18 protein-coding genes are annotated in these 18,922 nt (G+C 60.5%); 5 read left to right on the forward strand and 13 right to left on the reverse strand.

Annotation, left to right across the window (positions count from 1 at the left end; genetic code table 11):
* Nucleotides 1–316 precede the first annotated feature (316 nt).
* From ACFQND_RS13960 to flgL, 3 genes are all read left to right on the forward strand, one after another.
* Entirely contained in the window at nt 317–1,543 is a 1,227-nt protein-coding gene (locus ACFQND_RS13960; RefSeq protein ID WP_371437540.1) for a methyl-accepting chemotaxis protein, read from the forward strand.
* A 153-nt stretch (nt 1,544–1,696) separates the two neighbouring features.
* Entirely contained in the window at nt 1,697–3,712 is a 2,016-nt protein-coding gene (gene flgK, locus ACFQND_RS13965; protein ID WP_371437535.1) for a flagellar hook-associated protein FlgK, read from the forward strand.
* A gap of 20 nt (nt 3,713–3,732) precedes the next feature.
* The gene (flgL, locus tag ACFQND_RS13970; RefSeq protein WP_371437534.1) at nt 3,733–4,959 is read left to right on the forward strand and encodes a flagellar hook-associated protein FlgL; all 1,227 of its coding nucleotides are present in this window, start codon (nt 3,733–3,735) and stop codon (nt 4,957–4,959) included.
* Nucleotides 4,960–5,100: 141 nt separating this feature from the next.
* Here flgL and fliR read toward each other — a convergent pair whose 3' ends face one another.
* The 13 genes from fliR to fliF form a co-directional block, all read right to left on the reverse strand.
* Nucleotides 5,101–5,895: a flagellar biosynthetic protein FliR gene (gene fliR / locus ACFQND_RS13975; protein ID WP_371437533.1), complete on the reverse strand. Its 795-nt coding sequence runs from the start codon at nt 5,893–5,895 to the stop codon at nt 5,101–5,103.
* The gene (gene fliQ / locus ACFQND_RS13980) at nt 5,895–6,164 is read right to left on the reverse strand and encodes a flagellar biosynthesis protein FliQ (protein WP_371437532.1); all 270 of its coding nucleotides are present in this window, start codon (nt 6,162–6,164) and stop codon (nt 5,895–5,897) included. Before fliQ ends, fliR begins: the two co-directional genes overlap by 1 nt.
* A gap of 29 nt (nt 6,165–6,193) precedes the next feature.
* Nucleotides 6,194–6,988: a flagellar type III secretion system pore protein FliP gene (gene fliP, locus ACFQND_RS13985; protein ID WP_371437539.1), complete on the reverse strand. Its 795-nt coding sequence runs from the start codon at nt 6,986–6,988 to the stop codon at nt 6,194–6,196.
* 5 nt (nt 6,989–6,993) lie between these two features.
* On the reverse strand, nt 6,994–7,473 hold the full coding sequence (gene fliO, locus ACFQND_RS13990) for a flagellar biosynthetic protein FliO (protein WP_371437531.1): 480 nt from the start codon (nt 7,471–7,473) through the stop codon (nt 6,994–6,996).
* Entirely contained in the window at nt 7,470–7,907 is a 438-nt protein-coding gene (gene fliN / locus ACFQND_RS13995; RefSeq protein WP_371437530.1) for a flagellar motor switch protein FliN, read from the reverse strand. Before fliN ends, fliO begins: the two co-directional genes overlap by 4 nt.
* A complete protein-coding gene (gene fliM, locus ACFQND_RS14000; RefSeq protein ID WP_371437529.1) occupies nt 7,900–8,904 on the reverse strand; it encodes a flagellar motor switch protein FliM in 1,005 nt (334 codons plus the stop codon). Before fliM ends, fliN begins: the two co-directional genes overlap by 8 nt.
* 22 nt (nt 8,905–8,926) lie before the next feature.
* On the reverse strand, nt 8,927–9,379 hold the full coding sequence (gene fliL, locus ACFQND_RS14005; protein WP_377413918.1) for a flagellar basal body-associated protein FliL: 453 nt from the start codon (nt 9,377–9,379) through the stop codon (nt 8,927–8,929).
* Nucleotides 9,380–9,536: 157 nt separating this feature from the next.
* Nucleotides 9,537–10,862: a flagellar hook-length control protein FliK gene (locus tag ACFQND_RS14010; protein ID WP_371437527.1), complete on the reverse strand. Its 1,326-nt coding sequence runs from the start codon at nt 10,860–10,862 to the stop codon at nt 9,537–9,539.
* 32 nt (nt 10,863–10,894) lie between these two features.
* Complete coding sequence (gene fliJ / locus ACFQND_RS14015) at nt 10,895–11,341, reverse strand: flagellar export protein FliJ (RefSeq protein ID WP_371437526.1); 447 nt, start codon at nt 11,339–11,341, stop codon at nt 10,895–10,897.
* Between the two features lie 25 nt (nt 11,342–11,366).
* Nucleotides 11,367–12,779 carry a flagellar protein export ATPase FliI gene (fliI, locus tag ACFQND_RS14020; RefSeq protein ID WP_371437525.1) on the reverse strand — a complete coding sequence of 471 codons (1,413 nt, stop codon included), beginning with the start codon at nt 12,777–12,779 and terminating at the stop codon, nt 11,367–11,369.
* A complete protein-coding gene (fliH, locus tag ACFQND_RS14025) occupies nt 12,772–13,548 on the reverse strand; it encodes a flagellar assembly protein FliH (RefSeq protein WP_371437524.1) in 777 nt (258 codons plus the stop codon). Before fliH ends, fliI begins: the two co-directional genes overlap by 8 nt.
* Nucleotides 13,541–14,539: a flagellar motor switch protein FliG gene (gene fliG, locus ACFQND_RS14030; protein ID WP_371437523.1), complete on the reverse strand. Its 999-nt coding sequence runs from the start codon at nt 14,537–14,539 to the stop codon at nt 13,541–13,543. Before fliG ends, fliH begins: the two co-directional genes overlap by 8 nt.
* Nucleotides 14,529–16,235 (reverse strand): flagellar basal-body MS-ring/collar protein FliF, encoded by a 1,707-nt coding sequence (gene fliF, locus ACFQND_RS14035; protein WP_371437522.1) that lies wholly within the window; start codon nt 16,233–16,235, stop codon nt 14,529–14,531. Before fliF ends, fliG begins: the two co-directional genes overlap by 11 nt.
* 301 nt (nt 16,236–16,536) lie before the next feature.
* Here fliF and fliE point away from each other — a divergent pair, with 301 nt between their 5' ends.
* Both fliE and ACFQND_RS14045 read left to right on the forward strand, forming a co-directional pair.
* Complete coding sequence (gene fliE, locus ACFQND_RS14040; protein ID WP_371437521.1) at nt 16,537–16,854, forward strand: flagellar hook-basal body complex protein FliE; 318 nt, start codon at nt 16,537–16,539, stop codon at nt 16,852–16,854.
* Between the two features lie 326 nt (nt 16,855–17,180).
* Nucleotides 17,181–18,815: a flagellin N-terminal helical domain-containing protein gene (locus ACFQND_RS14045; RefSeq protein WP_371437520.1), complete on the forward strand. Its 1,635-nt coding sequence runs from the start codon at nt 17,181–17,183 to the stop codon at nt 18,813–18,815.
* The last annotated feature ends 107 nt before the right edge of the window (nt 18,816–18,922 follow it).

An 18,922-nucleotide genomic window follows, 5' to 3' on the forward strand; every position in this document is an offset into this window, starting at 1 on the left:
TGCCAGCAGTAGCAAGCCAAAAAGCGCCCCCAAGCAGCCACCAGCGGCCAAGCAGGCGATTGCTGCGCCCCAGCGCAATTCCCGGATGGTTGCAGAGGGAGAGTGGGAGACGTTCTAAGAGGCGCCGGGTTACAGAAATACCGGCGGGCCATCATGCGAGCCGCAGTTTGTGTTGAGTGGGTTTTCGGTTTTTACTGAAACGTTGAGAAGAAAGAACATCACCATGAGACTTGCGAAAGACGTTCAAATGATTTTTGAAAACCTGAAACTCAGCACGCGGCTGGGAGTGGGGTTTGGCGTTGTGCTGCTGCTCATGATGGCGCTGGTAGTGCTGGGGATCGCGGGCCTGGATGCACTACAGGAGCAGGTCAGGGTTTTGGCCGAGATGCAGGGTGCGCAGGCAAAGGCTGTTGCCCTGGCGGCGGAACAAGGCGCGGGGGTCACGCGCAAGCTGATGATCGGTTTGGGTCTCCTGGCGCTGCTGGCTGGCATGGGCTTCACCTATGGACTCGTGCGCAGCATCGTGCGGCCTCTTGAAGAGGCGATTTACATCGCCGAGACCGTGACCTCCGGCGATCTCAGTCAGGAATTCAGCACTGAACGTGGAGGGGAGTTTGGTCGCTTGTTGCTCAGCATGGGTGAAATGGAAGATACCTTGACCGACCTGGTCACTCGTATCAAGGCATCGGCTGATTTGATCCTGGTGGCATCGAAAGAGATAGCCTCTGGCAACCAGGATTTGTCTTCAAGGACAGAAGAGCAGGCCAGCTCACTGGAAGAAACCGCAGCTTCCATGGAAGAGTTGACCTCCACCGTCAAACAGAATGCCGACAACGCCCGCCAGGCCAATCAACTGGCGGTTTCTGCCTCAAACGTTGCAGTCAGAGGTGGCAGCGTCGTGTCCCAGGTGGTGGACACCATGGGCTCGATCAACGCCTCCTCCAGAAAGATCGTCGACATCATCGGCGTGATAGACGGCATAGCCTTCCAGACCAACATCCTGGCTTTGAACGCTGCAGTCGAAGCCGCCAGGGCCGGAGAGCAGGGACGAGGTTTTGCAGTGGTCGCCGCCGAAGTGCGCAACTTGGCCCAGCGCTCCGCGGCTGCCGCCAAAGAGATCAAGGTGCTGATCGACGACTCCGTGGAGAAAGTCGAAGCCGGCGGCAAACAGGTCAGCGAAGCCGGCAAGACCATGGATGAGATTGTTGATAGCGTCAAACGCGTGACAGACATCATGGCCGAGATCACAGCGGCCAGCCAGGAGCAGACCTCGGGGATTGAGCAGATCAACCAGGCGATTACGCAGATGGACCAGGTGACCCAGCAGAACGCAGCTTTGGTGGAAGAAGCCGCAGCTGCAGCGGCATCCCTGCAGGAGCAGGCCAGTGGCTTGTCACAGGTGGTTAGCGTGTTCAAACTCGATGACGAGGATGCAGAGGAGCCGCTCCATCCCATGAGTGCGCACCAGAAAGGACAGGGGATCCCGGCTGTAAAACAGCTGGCCCTTGCCATTCCTGGTGTGCGGAGGCCGGAACGGGTCTGACCATCAGCTGCAAGGCCCGGCCGCCATCTTTTTGCAGCGAAAGGCTGCAAATAAAGAGGCCATGCCCTTAAAAATTTCTTGAGCTTGTCGTTATGTACCAAGAGGTCGCAGAAGGCCGTCAGGTACGCGTCGTTGAATTAGAGGATCAGGTTTATGTCAAATAGCATGTTTTATACCGGGCTTAGCGGCTTGAATGTGGCGCAGGGCGCGCTGGTGACTACGGGTCACAATACAGCCAACGTGTATACAGCAGGCTACAGCCGTCAATCGGTGCAGATTTCGTCTGCCGGCGGTGTTTACAGCCCGAGTGTCGGTTTTTTTGGCAGTGGCGCCAAGGTGGCGGATGTCACGCGTAATTACGACCAGTATCTGGCCACGCAACTCAACCAGGCGCAGTCGCTGAATCATTCGCTGAACACCTACTACACGCAGATCAGCCAGATTGACAATCTGCTGGCCAATCAAAAAACGGGCGTGGCCGTGCAGATGCAGTCGCTGTTCACCGGGGTCCAGGCGGTTGCGAATACACCGGCCGACCCGGCCGCCCGGCAGCAACTGCTCAGCTCCGCCCAGGCCCTGACCAACCAGTTTCGCTCCATGGATGAATACCTGGTTGGCCTCAATGCCAGCGTCAACGAGCAGGTTGTCGGCCATGTCGAGCAAATCAACACCTATGCGCAGCAGATTGCCAACCTGAACAAGCAGGTAGCCATGCTGAGCAATGCCTCGGGCGGTCAGGCGCCCAATGATTTGCTGGACCAGCGTGACCAACTGGTCAATGAGCTGGGCAAGCTGGTGGGCACCAAACTGGTGGTGCAGGACGGCGGCCAATACAACGTTTTCATCGGCAATGGCCAAACCCTGGTGCTGGGCGACAAGGCCAACAAACTGGCGGCTGTCAATTCAGCCAGTGATCCAGGCCGCACGACTGTTGCCACCATCAACGCAGCTGGCAAAGCCATCGAACTGCAGGAGGGGGGGCTTTCCGGTGGTTCGCTGGGCGGTTTGTTGCAGTTCCGCAGCGAGACACTCACGAACGCACAAAACTCGTTGGGCCGTATCGCCATTGCGATGGCCGACGCCTTTAACGCACAACAGAACCTGGGGATGGATCTCAACGGGGCCTTGGGCGGGGACTTTTTCTCCCAGGCCAGTCCGGGCCTGATCAATAACGCGCGTAATCAGGGAAACCTGGCGCTGACGCCATCATTCAGTGATATCGGCGCGCTGACCACCAGCGACTACACGCTCAGTGTGAAGGATGACGGGGCCGGTGGTCTGCAATATACGGTCACGCGTCTGTCCGATAACAAGGACATCGCTTCCTCTGCTACTTTCCCCATCAAATTTGATGGCGTACAGCTCGACGCAGCCAGCGGCACGGCCAAGGCGGGAGACTCCTTCCTGATTCAGCCCACCCGTACGGGCGCGCGCGACATGACGGTGTTGCTGACCGACCCTGCGAAGGTCGCGGCCGCATCACCCATCATCACTGGCAAGACGGCGAGCAACCAGGGCAGCGGCGCGATCAGCGCCGGCAAGGTTGATGCCAACTATCTGGCGACGCCACTTGCGGCCGGTGTGACGTTGGCATATCAGAGTGGGCCACCCAGTACCCTGTCCGGCTTTCCTGCCACGTCTCCTGTCACTGTGACGCTGGCCGACGGGACTGCAACGACCTACAACCCGGACGGCGCAGGAAACTATGACACTGTGCCACCCTCGGGACCGTTTGCTGGCGTGCCTTATACGGCGGGTGCCTCCATCAGCTTCGACGGCATCACGGTCAGTGTCAGCGGCGCTCCATCGAATGGTGACACCTTCACCATCGGCAAAAATACCGGCGGTGTATCTGATGGCAGCAACGCCTTGCTGATGGGCGCCTTGCAGAATAAAAACACCATGGCCAACGGCACGTCCAGCTTCAGTGGCTCTTACGGCCAACTGGTCAGCACCGTGGGCAACAAGGCCCGGCAGGTCGAGATCTCGAACAAGGCGCAGACCAGTCTGACCAACCAGATCGGGGCTTTCCAGCAGTCTGTTTCAGGTGTCAACCAGGACGAAGAAACCGCCAATCTGCTGATGTTCCAGCAGATGTACCAGGCCAACGCCAAGGTGATCCAGACCGCATCGACCATGTTTGATGCAGTCCTGGGCATTGCCAACTAAACGTCATTCAGGAAATTACGATGCGTGTCAGCACCCAATCCTTCTATCAACAAAGCCAGTCTGCGATGAACTCGCTGCAGACCAATCTGCTGCGCACACAGCAACAGATTGGTGCGATGACCAAGATCCTGGCGCCGTCCGACGATCCGCTGGGCGCCACCCGTGCCCTGGCCGTGTCGCAGTCGATTGCCCTGGGCGCGCAGTATTCGGCCAGCCGGGGGCAGGCCAAGCAGACGCTTTCGCTGGAAGACAATGCCTTGTCCAGCGTCACCACCATTTTGCAAAACATCAAGGGATTACTGGTGAAAGCCGGTGGCACGCTGACCGATGCGGATCGCGGCGCCATTGCCACGGAACTGAAAAGCAATATGGACCAGTTGCAAGGACTGGCCAACACCGATGACGGCAATGGCCAGTTCCTTTTTGCCGGCTTCAAGAGCGGCAGCGCACCTTTTGTCAACCAGGGCGGCAATGTCGTGTACGCCGGTGACCAGGGCCAGCGCATGATGCAGGTGGATGTGTCGCGTCAGATGGCCGGTACCGACGATGGCCGCAGCATTTTCCAGAGTGTGCAGGGCGGCGCAGGTTATGTGACCACCTCCGGGGCCACCAATACCGGCAGCGGCGTGTTCAGTGCGACCTCCGTTGTTGACCTGGCCCATGCGGATTACGGTAAGGATTTCTCCATCACGTTTTCGGGCACCGGCACGGCGGCCGATCCCCTGATGTATGCGCTGGATACGGTTCCCGCGCAGGCCATTCCTCCGACCCCTGCTGTCTTTACTGCGGGTAGCCCGATCAGCTTCGGCGGCCTGCAACTCAACATCAGCGGAACGCCTGCCGCGGGCGACAGCTTCAAGGTCTCCACGGCAAAAAATGCAGGCACAGACGTTTTTGCCACCATCAGCGACGTGATCAATGCCCTGAAAAAGCCGATGGACAATGCCGGCCCAGGCGCCCAAGCCAATGTGCTGAATGCCCTGAGCACGGCCAACCGCAAGATCACCAATGCCCACGACAACGTCCTGACCGTGCGCACCTCGGTCGGTTCACGCCTGCAGGAACTGGACGCGCTGGAAACCACCGGTGCCGGCCGCACCTTGTACGACAAGAGCTACCTGTCCGACTTGCAGGATCTGGACTATCCCGCTGCGATTGCCGAGTTCTACCAGCGCCAGACCGCGCTGCAGGCCAGCCAGCAGACTTTTGTGAGCATCCAGAAGATTGCGCTGTTCAACTATCTGTAAGTTGCGTAGGCCTGGCCTTCGATGGCTGGATGCTATCATTTAAGTAGCTGGTTGCGCTTGTCTTGTAAGGGGTGAGGCCCTGAAAGGCTTGAGATTTCGATCGCTGCAGGTCGGTCGTTGAGGGCCACCTGGACCGCACGCTCAGGGCCGCAGGCCCTGCAGAAACTGATCGATGAAACCAAAATTTTCGGCAAACCGGGTTGCAAGGAAGGGCGCCAGGTATTGCATCAGCATCTGAAGCATGGCCAGGCCTGCCAGCAGTGTGATGGGAAAACCCACTGCAAAGATGCTGAACTGGGGTGACACCCGGTTCAAAATGCCCATGGCCAGGTTCAGGGTCAACAGGGTTGCAATCAGCGGCAAAGCCAGCATCAAGCCACCGACAAAAATCTGGTTGGCCGAGGCCACCAGCAGAAACCAGCCACTGGCCGCCAGTGGGGTATCGGCAATTGGAAGGGTGTGAAAACTCTCGGCCAGCGTGGTGATCAGCGCCAGGTGGCCGTCGACCGCCAGAAAAATCAGGATGGCCATCACGTTCAGCAGGCGCGAGACCACCATGGTGTTGCCGCCGCTGGTGGGGTCGAAGAAGGATGCGAAGGACAAGCCCATCTGCAGGCCCGTATATTCACCCGCGGCCTGCACAATGGTGAACACCAGGCGCATCGAAAAGCCCATGGCTACGCCAATGAGCACCTGCTGAATCAGTATCCAGATACCGCCGGCGGACACCAGCGGAACTGCGGGCAAGGCACCAAGCGTGGGAGCGATGGCGATCGCCAGCAAGGCTGCGAGGCCAACCTTGGCCCGGCGCGGCACCGATTTTTCGCCAAAAACAGGCGAAGTGCTGATCAGCGCCAGTATGCGGACAAAAGGCCAGAGGAACGCCACCAGCCAGATGCTCAGTTGCTCCGAGCTGACGGAGAAAACTGCCGGCATCAGCCGACCAGTTGGGGAATCGACGAGAACAGGTTGCGCATGTAATCCAGCACCAGTCCCAACATCCATGGCCCGGCAATCACCAGCGTGGCAAACACCGCCAGCAACTTGGGAATGAAGGACAGGGTCATTTCATTGATCTGGGTGGCCGCCTGGAACAGGCTGATGAGCAAACCGCTTACCAGCGCAACCAGCAAGAGCGGCGCGCCCAGCAGCAGCGACAGTTTCATCGCTTCGTAGCCCATGGCCATGACTGACTCAGGCGTCATTTCAGCTCATCCTTGTGTCGTTAATGGGGTCAGGTGTAAAAACTCTGCGCCAGCGCGCCTATCAGCAGCTGCCAGCCGTCCACAAGAACGAACAGCATCAGCTTGAAGGGCAGTGCAATGGTGGCAGGCGGCACCATCATCATGCCCATGGACATCAACACGCTGGCCACCACCAGGTCAATGATCAGGAAAGGGATAAAGATGGTGAAGCCGATCTGGAAGGCGGTTTTCAGTTCGCTGATCACAAAAGCGGGCAGCAAAATCCGCAAGCTGACTTGCTCCGGCCCGTCCATGGCCGGCGCCTTGGCCAGCTTGGCGAACAGGGCCAGGTCGGCTTCCCGGGTTTGCTTGAGCATGAATTGCTTGAAGGGCTCCACCCCGCGCTCCAGCGCCTTTTCCGCGCTGATCTTGTTTTCGGCGAAGGGTTTGTAGGCCTCGCTGTGCACCTTGTCGAACACCGGGGACATGACAAAAAAAGTGAGAAACAGTGAAAGTCCGACCAACACCTGGTTGGGCGGGGAGGATTGCGTGCCTATGGCCGTGCGCAGCAGTCCCAGGACGATCAGGATGCGCGTGAAGCTGGTCATCGACAACAGCATGGCCGGCAGGAAGGACAGCGAGGTCATCAGCACCAGCATCTGGACGCTGAGCGACCAGGTCTGTTTGCCGCCTGGGCCTGGGGTGCTGGTAATGCCCGGCATGCCCTGGGCCAGTGTCACGGCGGGCCATGCCAGCAGTGCAAGCAAGGTCAGCAGCAAAAGTGCGGTAGCCCAACGCGCAGGAAAATGCCGCCGGGTGCGCACACCCAGGCGGCCGGAAATCATGTCCATCAGTCCGGCTTTCGTGGCTTGTTGAGTCTGCCCAGGGATTCGAGCAGTTTTTGCGAAAAGGCACTCGCGGTCGTCATACCCGGCAAGGCGGATGCTGCGGGCGCTTCACTGAGTTTGCCTGCAGGCATGGTGTGCAGGGCGCGCACCTGGCCGGCGGCAACGCCGAGCACCAGCCATGAATCACCAATCTCCACCACCACCACCCGCTCGCGTTGCCCGACCATGGCACTGGAGACCACCTTCAGCAAGCGGCCGCTGCCCGGTGCCTGCAGGCCAAAGCGCCTGGCCGCCCAGGCGCACAGGAAAATCAGCGCCACCACCACCGCCAGGCCAAAGCCGGCCTGCAGCAATCCGGCCGCGCCGAAGGACCGGGCTGGTTCCGCCGCGGGCGCCGGCACGGTGGGCAGCACCGCGTGGGCGGCCGCACAAATGCCGGACAAGAGCCCGGCCGCCAGTTGCTGAAGGCGCAAGCGCTTCATCGGTTCAGTTTCTGGATCCGCTCGGACGGCGTGATGATGTCGGTCAGCCGGATGCCGAACTTTTCGTTCACCACCACCACTTCGCCCTGGGCAATCAGGTAGCCGTTGATGAACACGTCCATGGGTTCACCTGCGAGGCCATCGAGCTCAACCACCGAACCTTGTGACAGCTGCAGCAGGTTCTTGATCGTGATGCGAGTGCGGCCCAGTTCTGCGGTCAATTGCACGGGAACATCCAGCACCCGGTCGATATCGCCCTTGGCGATTTCTGTGCCGGTATTGCCCTGTAGCGGCTGAAAAACCCGTTCGGCTGCGGCCGTGGATGCAGCCGCCGGCGCGGCAGCGGCTTGTGTGGCTTGCGCCTGCTCGGCCAATGCGCTGCCCCAGATGTCGTCTTCTGCTGCGGACGGATCCTCTTTGTTGCCTTCACTCATGTTCGCTTCCCTTGCTTGCATCACCGCTTTGGTGGTTGATCATTTTCTGTACCCGAAGGGCATAGTGTTTGTTGGAGGTACCGTAGCCGCACTCCATGACCGGCACGCCATTGACCTTGGCAACAATCGTTTCCGGGATGTCTATCGGCAGCACATCGCCGACCTGGAGCTTGAGCAGCTGCCCGATGCTCGACTGCAGCGTCAGGAACTGTGCCCGAAGCTCGACGTCGGCATTCTTGACCTGGCGTGACAGCTGCTTGACCCAGCGTTTGTCCACCTCGATCTCATCCTGCAGCGGGTTGGACAGCAGGTTGCGGATCGGCTCGATCATCGAGTACGGAATGCAGACGCTCAGTGCGCCACCGACAGGCCCGAATTCGATATGGAAGGTGGTGTTGATAACCACCTCGTTGGGCGTCACGATGTTGGCTAGCCGGGCATGCATTTCAGCACGCACAAACTCGAAGTCCAGCGGGTAGACCGGCTGCCAGGCGCTGCCGTAGCTGTCCAGCGTCAGGTTCAGCAGGCGCTTGATGATGCGCTGTTCGGTCTGCGTGAAGTCGCGGCCTTCCACCCGGACGTGGTAACGCCCGTCGCTGCCAAACAGGTTGTCGACGACCAGGAACACCAGTTTCGGGTCGAACACAAACAATGCAGTGCCGCGCAATGGCTTCATCTGCATCAGGTTGATATTCGCCGGTACTGGCAAATTCCGGATGTAGTCACCGTACTTCTGGATCTGCACTGCACCTACCGAAATATCGGCGCTACGGCGCATAAAGGTCAGCAGCGCTCCACGCAGGTGCCGGGCAAACCTGTCGTTGATGACTTCCAGCGTATGCATGCGGCTGCGCACGATACGCTCGTCGGAGCCAAGGTTATAGGCTGGCGGCCCTTCAGGGGCCGGCGGTGGTGTGCTGACCGCATCGGGTTCACCGGTGACGCCCTTCAGGAGCGCATCTACCTCGTCCTGAGACAGCTGCTGTTCATAGGCCATTGGCGAATTTCATTGGGCGGATTTATTGCAGCATGAAAGTGGTAAACATCACGCTGGATATTTTTTGGGCTGGCTGGCTGGGCGTCAGTGGCTGGTTCAGCGCCGCCATGATGTCGCTGGCCAGCTTGCCCTTGTCTTCCGGGGTGACCAGCGTGTCGCCTTCACGGTTCGACAGCACGGTCAGGACCCGGCTGCGGACTTCGGGCAAATACTGGGCGATCTGGCCCTGGGATTTGGCATCGGCAATTTTCAGGGTCACGCCAACGTGCAAAAAACGGCTCCGGCCATTGGGCAGGAGGTTGACGGTCAGCGGTTCCAGCGCGACAAAAATAGGTTCTTCAGGCTTTACGACCGCGGGTGAGTCGCTATGGTTGCTGCCCAGGTAATAGGCTGCTGCTGCGGCTGTTGCTGTCACGCCAAGCGCGAGCAGCACAATCAGCAGGACACTGAACGTGCGAGTCTTTGGGGTCTTCACTGGGGGGGTGCTTGTAGCCATGACGGTGCTGGATAAGTTTGAAAAAGGATTGTTTGCCAGAAGCCTCTGGATTTATGGGTCGATAAAAAGGTAGAAAACGCGTCAACTCCGGCATTTGCGGCAAGGCCGTATGCAATCTGTCTACGGGGGCCCTTCACTAGGCGTAAGTGTCCAGGCCGGTCCTGCTGCTGCGCGCAGGTAACCCTGCAATCGGACTTGCAGGAGTGGGTGCTGCTGCACGTTCGTCCTGGTAGGTGCGGCTGCCGGGCTGCTCGTCCTGTTTTCCTGCAAATGCGGCTTGCTGCTGGCTGCCGGAGCTGACCGATGTGTTTCCGAGGCTGATGCCGCTATCGGCCAGCGTGCTGCGCAATTGCGGCAAGGCCGCTTCTACTGCGGCCCGAACCGAAGCGTGCGCAGACGCGAACATGGCCTGAACCTGGTGTTCGTTCATGCTCAGTGTGATTTTCAGGGGCCCCAGTCCCGGTGGATTCAGCTGGAGCTCCGCGACCTGGTGCCCGGATGTCCCCATCTGGATGACTTGCTGGCCCAGAGCCTTGCCCCATTCACTGCTGCCAACTTCAGGCCTGAGCATTGCGCTGGCGACAGGCGTTGCTGCGATGGGCGCAGAAACAGGGCCTGATCCCTGCATGCCTGTGATCATGGGACTCATGGGACTCATGGGGGCAGTGCCATTGGTGCTGGCCACGGCCTCGGGTGCGGCCTGGCTGGCAACCGGGCTGTTCACCATGGCTTCAGGCGTTAAGGCCGTTGTGCTGGCCGGGGGTGTTTTGGCTGCATTTCTGGACGTGCCCGGTGTCAGGCCTGTACCTGCTTCAGTGGGCACACTCGCGCTGGGATCTTTCGTGTCATTGCGTCCGGCAGACTGGTCAGATGTGTCCTTGTCTCCTGTGGATGGCTGGTTGCCAATCTTGCCAGGTTCGAGTTGAATAGCCGGGCCGTCATTCACAGGAGGGAGTTCCGTTTTCAGCGCAGCCTGTCCCATGTCCTTTTGCCCGGCCAGGGCCAGCGCTGGCGGTGGTGTCAATTCAAGAGCGGCATTTGCATCAACTTCAGGTGCCTGGGCTGGTGTGTCGGCTGGCGTTGCAGTGTTTGCCGGCAGATCTGCCAGGGGCAATGCTGCGGAGCCTGGTTTTGTGTTGTCGGCGAGCGTGCTGGTGCCGCCGGCAGGCGTTGCTAATTTGGCTGTTCTGGCGTCCAGGGGGGGGAGTGCCAATGTCATTGCATTGACCAGGTCGTCTGCGCCGGTTTTCTTTTCCTCGGACAGTCGTCGGGTGTTTGACGGTTTCACCACCTTCGTATCGGTTTTTTCGGGGGTTTCGCGCGCGGGCGCCATGGAGCGGGACAAGGCCTCGCCAAAACTGCCGGGCTTGTTCTGTCCTTGTTCGTCCTGGCGTGTCGTCGCGCCGGTGTTGGGGCTGCCAGACAGGCTGGGTGCAGTGGTGGACGGAAGAGAGATAGACATGGCGGTAGGGGGCTTTGCTAAATGTGTTTGCTTCAGGTGGCGGAGCGCAGGTAGAACTGCCGGGCCGAGCGTTCGTCGCTTTCCCGTTGCTCCTTTTTGTTTCTGGCCAGCATGTCCTGTTGTCGTACCCGGTCAGCCAGGGTGTCAAAGGAGTTGAGGCGCCGTTTGGTGTGTTGCCAGTCGCTGCGGCCGTGCCCCAGCCGGGTGTCGGCCTGCAAGGTCAATGCACGTTGCTGTTCAATTGCGCCATTCAGCGTGCCTATGAAGTTCTGGAAGTTGCGCACATAGGCCGAAGGCACGCCGCCTTGCATCTGGCCATGCAACTGGTCCAGGTACTCCTGGCGGTACTGCAGCAGCATCTCGAGTTTTTGGGTCGCGCTGAGGTGGGCGTTTTGCAACTCACCCAGACGCCGGGTGGCTTCGTCGGATTTTTTCTGGGCCAACTCGATCAGTGTGGCAAGCGGCAACTTTTGAGGCATGGCGTTTTCTCCGTGCGTTTAGCGGCTAGTCGTCGTGAGTCAAACCGCGCAACTGGCCAACGGCCGTTGCGTAGTCTGTGCATTCATGCATGGTTTGCTGCAGGAAGGCTTCGATTTTTGGATACAGCCCAATTGCCTTGTCCAGTTGCGCATCGTGGCCTGGGGCGTAAGCGCCCACGCTGATCAGGTCGCGGTTGCGCTGGTAGCGCGACAGCATTTGTTTGACGCTGCGCACCGCTTCAAACTGTGCCGGATCGATCAGGGCTGTCATGGCGCGGCTGATGGAGGCTTCGATGTCGATGGCCGGGTAATGGCCGGACTCGGCCAGGCTGCGCGAGAGCACCACATGGCCGTCCAGGATGGCGCGGGCCGAATCGGCAATCGGGTCCTGCTGGTCATCGCCTTCAGTCAATACCGTGTAGAACGCTGTGATGGAGCCGCCGCCATCGCGTGCGCCATTGCCTGCGCGCTCCACAAGGGCCGGCAGTTTTGCAAACACCGAGGGCGGGTACCCCTTGGTGGCCGGTGGCTCGCCCACGGCCAGCGCGATTTCACGCTGGGCCATGGCGTAGCGTGTCAGCGAATCCATGATCAGCAGGACGTTTTTCCCCAGGTCCCGGAAATATTCGGCCAGGCAGGTGGCGTAAGCTGCGCCCTGCAGCCGCAGCAGTGGCGAGGTGTCTGCCGGTGCTGCGACCAGCACGGCGCGGGCCATGCCTTCCTCGCCCAGTGTGTTTTCTATGAAATCCTTGACTTCGCGGCCGCGTTCACCGATCAGGCCGACCACAATCACATCGGCGCTGGTGTAGCGGGCCATCATGCCGAGCAGCACACTTTTACCTACGCCTGATCCTGCGAACAGGCCCATGCGCTGGCCGCGTCCCACGGTCAGCATGGCATTGATGGCGCGTACACCGACATCCAGCACCGCCTCAATGGGGGCACGCGTCAGCGGGTTAATGGGCTCTGCTGCGAGCGGGACTTCACGTTCAAAACTTAGCGGACCCAGGCCGTCCAGCGGCCGGCCCGCGGCATCGACCACCCGGCCCAGCATGCCGATACCCACCGGCAGGCGTTTGGTTCTGGGGCCGGCACCGCTACCGTGGCCGGCGGGCGACTCCAGCGCGTAGACGCGGGCACCCGGCAGCAGGCCATCCACCACGCTGAGTGGCATCAGCAGGATGCGGTCGCCGGCAAAACCCACCACCTCGGCGTCAGCCGTTTTCTGGGGGTAGCCTGGCGGCAGTTCAATCAGGCAGTCGCTGCCCACCGGCAGGCGCAGGCCGACGGCTTCGAGCACCAGCCCGACCGCGCGTGTCAGGCGGCCGTAGGTGCGAGTCGGGACATTCTGGTTGACGGCAGCTTTGGCCTCGCCCAGCACGTTCTGCCAGGTGCCCAGGTGCGGGTTTGCGACGACTGAACCGGACAGGTCAGTCATGGGAGACCGACGGGGTAGTGGATGCGGTCAGTGCCAGTGCCGCCGTGACCCGCTCCCAGCGGGTCTCCAGCGTGGCGTCCTGTTCGCCGCTGGCTGCCAGCACCCGGCAACCACCACGCTGCAGCTGGTTGTCCACGCGTATGCGCCAGCCGGCAGACTGCAACTCTTCTTTCAGCTGTTCCTTGACCAGTGCGGCATCATCGGGGTGCAGCAACAGTTGTGGTGCGCCAGACAGCGCCGGCTCGGCGTGAAGAAGATCACGTACCACGGGCAGGATGGCTTGCGTATCCGCAACCAGGCTCTGGCCGACGATTTGCCGCGCAATGTCCAGCGCCAGGGCGAGCAGGTTTTCTGCGACTGAACGCTCTGCCGCGCGCAGAGCGGCCGGCAGGGCGCTGGTCAGCGCATGCAGGTTGGCCGCCTGCTCCCGCACGGCTGCCAGGCCTGCGGCATGACCCGCAGCCTGTCCGCGTTCGTAGCCAATGGGATAGCCCAGCGCCTCGCCGGCATTTTGCGCCTCGCTGCGCAAACGCGTGAGTTCGGCTTCATCGATAAGCAAGGCCGGCACAAATGGCGCCACCTCGGGTTCGGGCGCCACCGCTTCCGCCTCGCGTAGCCCGGCAAGTGCCTCTTCGGCGAAGGATGTCATTTCCCAGCGTTGCCAGGCGGTCAGTGTTTCCTTGGGGCCAGAGGCCCGGCGTTTTGGGGCTGCGCCCGGCAAAACCCTGCCGGTGTTGACTGGCCGTGAAGGCAGGGGCTTGTCATACATAAGAGTCGTCGCCCTTTGCCGCCAGCAGGATGTCGCCGGCATCGGCCAGGCGGCGCACGATCTGCAGAATGTTCTTCTGCTCGGATTCGACCTGCGAGACCCGCACCGGGCCACGCATTTCGATGTCTTCGCGCAGCATTTCGGCGGCACGCTGCGACATGTTCTTGAGGAACTTCTCGCGCAACTCCTGTTGTGCACCTTTCAGGGCAATGATCAGCGATTCCGATTCCACTTCCTTCAGAACCATCTGGATGGCGCGGTCCTCAAGGCCCAGCAGGTTCTCGAACAGGAACATCTCGTCGATCATCTTCTGCGCCAGCAACTCGTCGTGTTCGCGCACATGCTTGATCACGCTTTCCTCCGACGCACTGCCCATCATGTTGACAATCTCGGCGGCGGCGCGTATGCCTCCCAGGCGGCTGCGCTTGGCGCCTTCGCCCGACAGCATGCCGGTCAGTACCTCTGTCAACTCCTTGAGTGCGGCCGGCTGCACGCCGCCGAAAGTGGCCACTCGCAGCACTGCGTCGTGGCGCACGCGCTCGGGGAGTTGCTCCAGCACATCTGCTGCCTTGTTGCGGTCCAGGTGGACCAGCAAGGTGGCGATGATCTGCGGGTGTTCGTCGCGGATCAGCTCGACGATTTCAGTGGCTTCGAGCTGGTTCAGGCGCTCCATGCCGGTTGCCGAATCGCTGGTCTGGAAAATGCTGTCCAGCACGTCCGCGGCGCGGTTGTTGCCCAGCGCCTTGTTCAAGACGGCGCGCAAATAACTGCCCGAGTCCAGGTGCAGGGCCGAGTACTGCTCGGTTTCCATCCGGAACTCCTCCAGAACCTCGTCGACTTCACCTCGCTTGACCTGCGTCAGCGCCGCCATGGCCTCGCCCATGGCCTGGACTTCGGTTTGCGACAGATGCTGCAGGACGCTGCCGGCGGCTTCCTCACCCAGCGTCATCAGCAGGATGGCGCCTTTTCTTATGCCTGCTTCATCCAACATGTTTAGTCATCCAGTGCTTGATCAGCATGGCCACCATGCGGGGATCTGTGTTGGCGCTTTCCTTGGCGTACTGGAGGTTGTCCAAATGGCGTTTTGCCTGTCGCTCCTGTGCTGCCTCGTTCTGCTCGGTGTTCGGTGGCGGTGTTTGCTCAGTGATAACCACGGGCGGCAGCACCGCTGGCGGTTGCAGGTGTTTGCGCAGCAGGGGCCGCAGTACTGCAAACCACAACCATAGGGCAAGCATGCCCAACAGCAGGTATTTGCCCAGCGATTTGGCCAGGTCTATGTTTTCAGGCTGTTTCCACACGGGAAGATCCGCGACTTCGCTGTTGTCGGAGGCAAACGGGCTGTTCACCACATTGAGCGAGTCACCGCGCTCCGCGCTATAGCCCATGGCTTCCTTGACCAGGTTGTTGATCTGCGTCAATTCTGTGGCTGACAGCGCCTGCGCCCCGCGCTTGCCCTGGGCACCGACGGTGTTTCGGTAGTTGATGACAACCGCCACCGACAGGCGCCTGACACCACCGGCCGCTTGCTGGGTATGGCGGATGGAGCGATCCAGCTCATAGTTTGTGGTGGAGTCTTTGCGACCCGAACCCGAGGCCACACGCGGTGCCAGGCCCGCACTTGTTGCGGCCAGCTCCGTGCTCATCCTGAGCTGGTCTGCGGCTGGTGTGCCTGGGCGGGCTGGTGCCGGAGGGTTGACGATAGGGGCCACAGGGTTGACCGGTGGCTGGTTGGTCAGTGCGCCCGGCACGCCGCCAGGCGGCGTCGTGCCTTGCTGGCTGGACTCGCTGGACTGGTGGCTGCGAATGGCCGCGCTGCCCGGTTCCTGGTTCGGACGGTATTTTTCGTCCGTGTTCTCGACGGTCGAGAAGTCAATGTCGGCCGCCACCTGGGCGCGCACATTGGCGGCACCGACGATGGGCAACAGGATGGCCTCAATGCGGCGTATATAGCCTTGCTCGATCTCTTGCGTGTATTTCAGCTGGCTGACATCCAGTCCCCGTGTACCGGCATTGGCGGCCGACAGCAGGTTACCGGCCTGATCCACCACGGTAATGCTTTTGGCTGAGAGCTCAGGCACGCTGCTGGAGATCAGGTGCACGATGGCGCTGATCTGGCCTTCGTCTATGCTGCGCCCTCGGTGCAGTGACAAAACCACCGAGGCGCTGGGTTTTTTCTGCTCGCGTACAAACAGGGACGGTTTGGGCAGGGCCAGGTGCACACGCGCCGATTCGACGGCCGAGATGGAGTTGATGGAGCGAGCCAGCTCGCCTTCCAGCGCACGCTGGTAGTTGACCTGTTCGGCAAACTGGCTGGTGCCGAACTTCTGGTTGTCCATCAGTTCAAAGCCGACAGTGCCGCCCTTGGGCAGGCCCTGGGAGGCCAGCTTCAGGCGTGCCTCGGGTACCTTGTTGGCCGCCACCAGCAAGGCGCCGCCGCCCTCGGCGAACTTGTACGGGATGTTCATCTGCTGGAGCGAGGCGATGATCGCGCCACCATCACGGTCCGACAGATTGCTGTACAGCACGCCATAGTCAGGCGCACGGCTCCAGAGAAGCAGTGCGGCCGCAACAGCCACGGCGGCCGAGGCGCCAATCATCAAGGGTAATTTCGGGTTGGCGCGCAACTGCTCCAGCAAAGGCCGGATTCCGGGCTTTGCCGTGTTGGCGACTGATGCGGTGGCACTCATGTGTTCACCTGCATGGCGCTATAGCGCGCGGGTGATCGGTGCCTGCGCGGCAAAACGACTGATGACATACGACAGTTATTGCTAATAGAGAAGGGCAAGAGGCTGGCCCGGCAATCCCGGTCCAGGCACCCCCAGCCTTGCGAGTGATTGTCCAAGCGCGGTGTGGCCCTTGATCGGGCGAATAACCGGGGGTTTTGCCGTCTTTTGACGTGATGCCGGGGCGGGGTGGCTGGTACGCTTCAGGCCCTGAATCAGTGACAGTCAGTATCAAACATGGGCGCGTCTGCGCCGGAGAAAAAATATGGCGATTGCGTCAATCGAATCTGTTTTGCAGCAAATGCGGGCGCTTGCTCCAATGATGGAGGGCCCCGCGGCGGCCGGCGGGGATGTGCCTGTCGGTGGTTTTGCCGGTGAGTTGAGAAAATCACTGGACCGCATCAGCGACGCGCAGCAAAGCGCATCTGCGCAGGCCGAAGCGTTTGAGCTGGGCAAGCCCGGCGTGGCGCTCAATGATGTGATGGTGGATCTGCAAAAAGCCGGCATCGGCTTTCAAACCGGCCTGCAGGTGCGCAACAAGATAGTTCAGGCTTACCAGGAAATCATGAACATGCCTGCCTGAATGGCGTGCTCCTTTATTGATAGCTGGTTGCGCCCTTTATTCAGGGGCTACAGGCCAATTTCATTGAAAATTTCGGGTTGATGGTAATGATGTGGTTGCCTGGTCCACTTGGTGCTTGTCTTGCCGGGATAGGGGCGGTGTGGGCCGGAGCGGTGGCCGGGTTGTCGGGTGGAGCGCCAACTTTTTGCAGAAAGGCCCTAAAGGTTTTTCCCGCACCGGCCGATATCCTGAATAACGGGGGCTTGCAAACTGTTTCAGCAAGCAAGGCCAACGTGACGGCGAGTTAGCCGGAGTCTACAAACCTTTTTTTGTATTCAGGAGTCCTCATGGCATCAGTCATTAATACCAATTCCCTTTCCCTGCTCACGCAGAACAACCTCAACAAATCGCAGTCGGCCTTGAACACGGCGATTGAGCGCCTGTCTTCCGGCATGCGTATCAACAGCGCCAAGGATGATGCAGCTGGTCAGGCCATTGCCAACCGCTTCACCGCCAACATCAAGGGCCTGACACAAGCCACGCGTAACGCCAACGACGGCATCTCCATCGCCCAGACGACTGAAGGCGCGTTGACCGAAGTCAACAACAACCTGCAGCGCGTTCGTCAACTGGCTGTGCAAGCTGCCACCGGCACCAACTCCAGCAGCGACTTGAAGTCGATCCAGGATGAAATCGGCCTGCGCCTTGACGAAATCAACCGCGTGTCGGAACAGACCCAGTTCAACGGCGTGAAAGTGCTGTCGGCTGACGCTGGCAAGCTGACGGTTCAGGTTGGCGCCAACGACGGCCAGACCATCGACATCGACCTGAAAGAAATCAGCGCCAAGACCCTGGGCCTCGAAGGCTTCAACGTCGACGGCAAGGGCGCCGCCAACAAGGCTGCCACGGCAACCGATTTGCTGGTCGCAGGTTTTGCTTCCACGGGAACTGCTGGCGGCGTGACGTCTTACGACCGTACCCTGACGGCAGCGGCCAATGGCGCTGTGGCAAAAGACGCCCTGGCCCTGATGCAGGACAAAGGCGTGGTTGTTGTAGGCACGGAAACCTTCACCTACAACGCTGCAACCAAGAACTACGCTGTGGCCGATAGCGCCCGTACGCTTGCTGCGACGAACGCCTCGCTGACCCCACCAGTCGGCGGCAGCGTGACCGCTACCGTCACCATCGGTGGCAAGTCGCAAGACGTCAAGATTGACAGCAATGGCGCCTTGACCGATGCGAACGACGGCTCCGCCCTGTACTTTGATGCAACGAAGAATCTGACCAAGACCGGCACGGCTTCCACGGCTGCTACCGTCACGGCGTTGACTGCTGCTGCAACTGGTATGCAGGCTGGCGACACGATCAAGGTCGGCGCAACCGGCGCGACCTACACCTCGGCTGGCGCCACGTTCACCGTGGCCGGTGAGACGGCTTCGTCTGCCGTCGTTGCTGCCAAGCTGACCACCACCGGTGGCACCGTCGACTTCGACGCCGCTACCAGCGCTGGTGTTGATTACACCGCAGTCGCCGGCGGCGCCCTGACGGGTGCTTTCATGGGTGCCAGCGGTCTGACGACCACCGCACTGGAAACGCTGAAGCTGAACGCCAACGGTGTTGTCACCGACGCGTTTGCAAACCAGGTGTTTGCCGATTCCACAAAACCCGGCAAGCTGACCACGAAAACTGTCAGCGACTCCACCGCAACGGTCGATCCTTTGAAGGCGCTGGATGCTGCCCTGTCCAAAGTGGACGCCCTGCGCAGCTCGCTGGGTGCGGTGCAAAACCGTTTTGACTCGGTGATCGCCAATCTGGGTACCACGGTGACCAACCTGTCTTCTTCGCGTTCGCGCATTGAAGATGCTGACTACGCCGTTGAAGTTTCCAACATGACGCGTGCACAGATCCTGCAACAAGCTGGCACCTCGGTGTTGGCCCAGGCCAACCAGACCACGCAAGGCGTGTTGTCCCTCCTGCGTTAATCGCTTGGTGGACGGATACCTCTTGCGATCTGAAGAGGTGTTTCAAAGGTGGTTTGCAACCCTGGTTGCGAGCCACCACGACAGTGTCAGGCGGCTGCGAGGCTGCC

The organism is Polaromonas aquatica, assembly GCF_042659145.1.
Lineage (GTDB): Bacteria > Pseudomonadota > Gammaproteobacteria > Burkholderiales > Burkholderiaceae_C > Polaromonas > Polaromonas aquatica.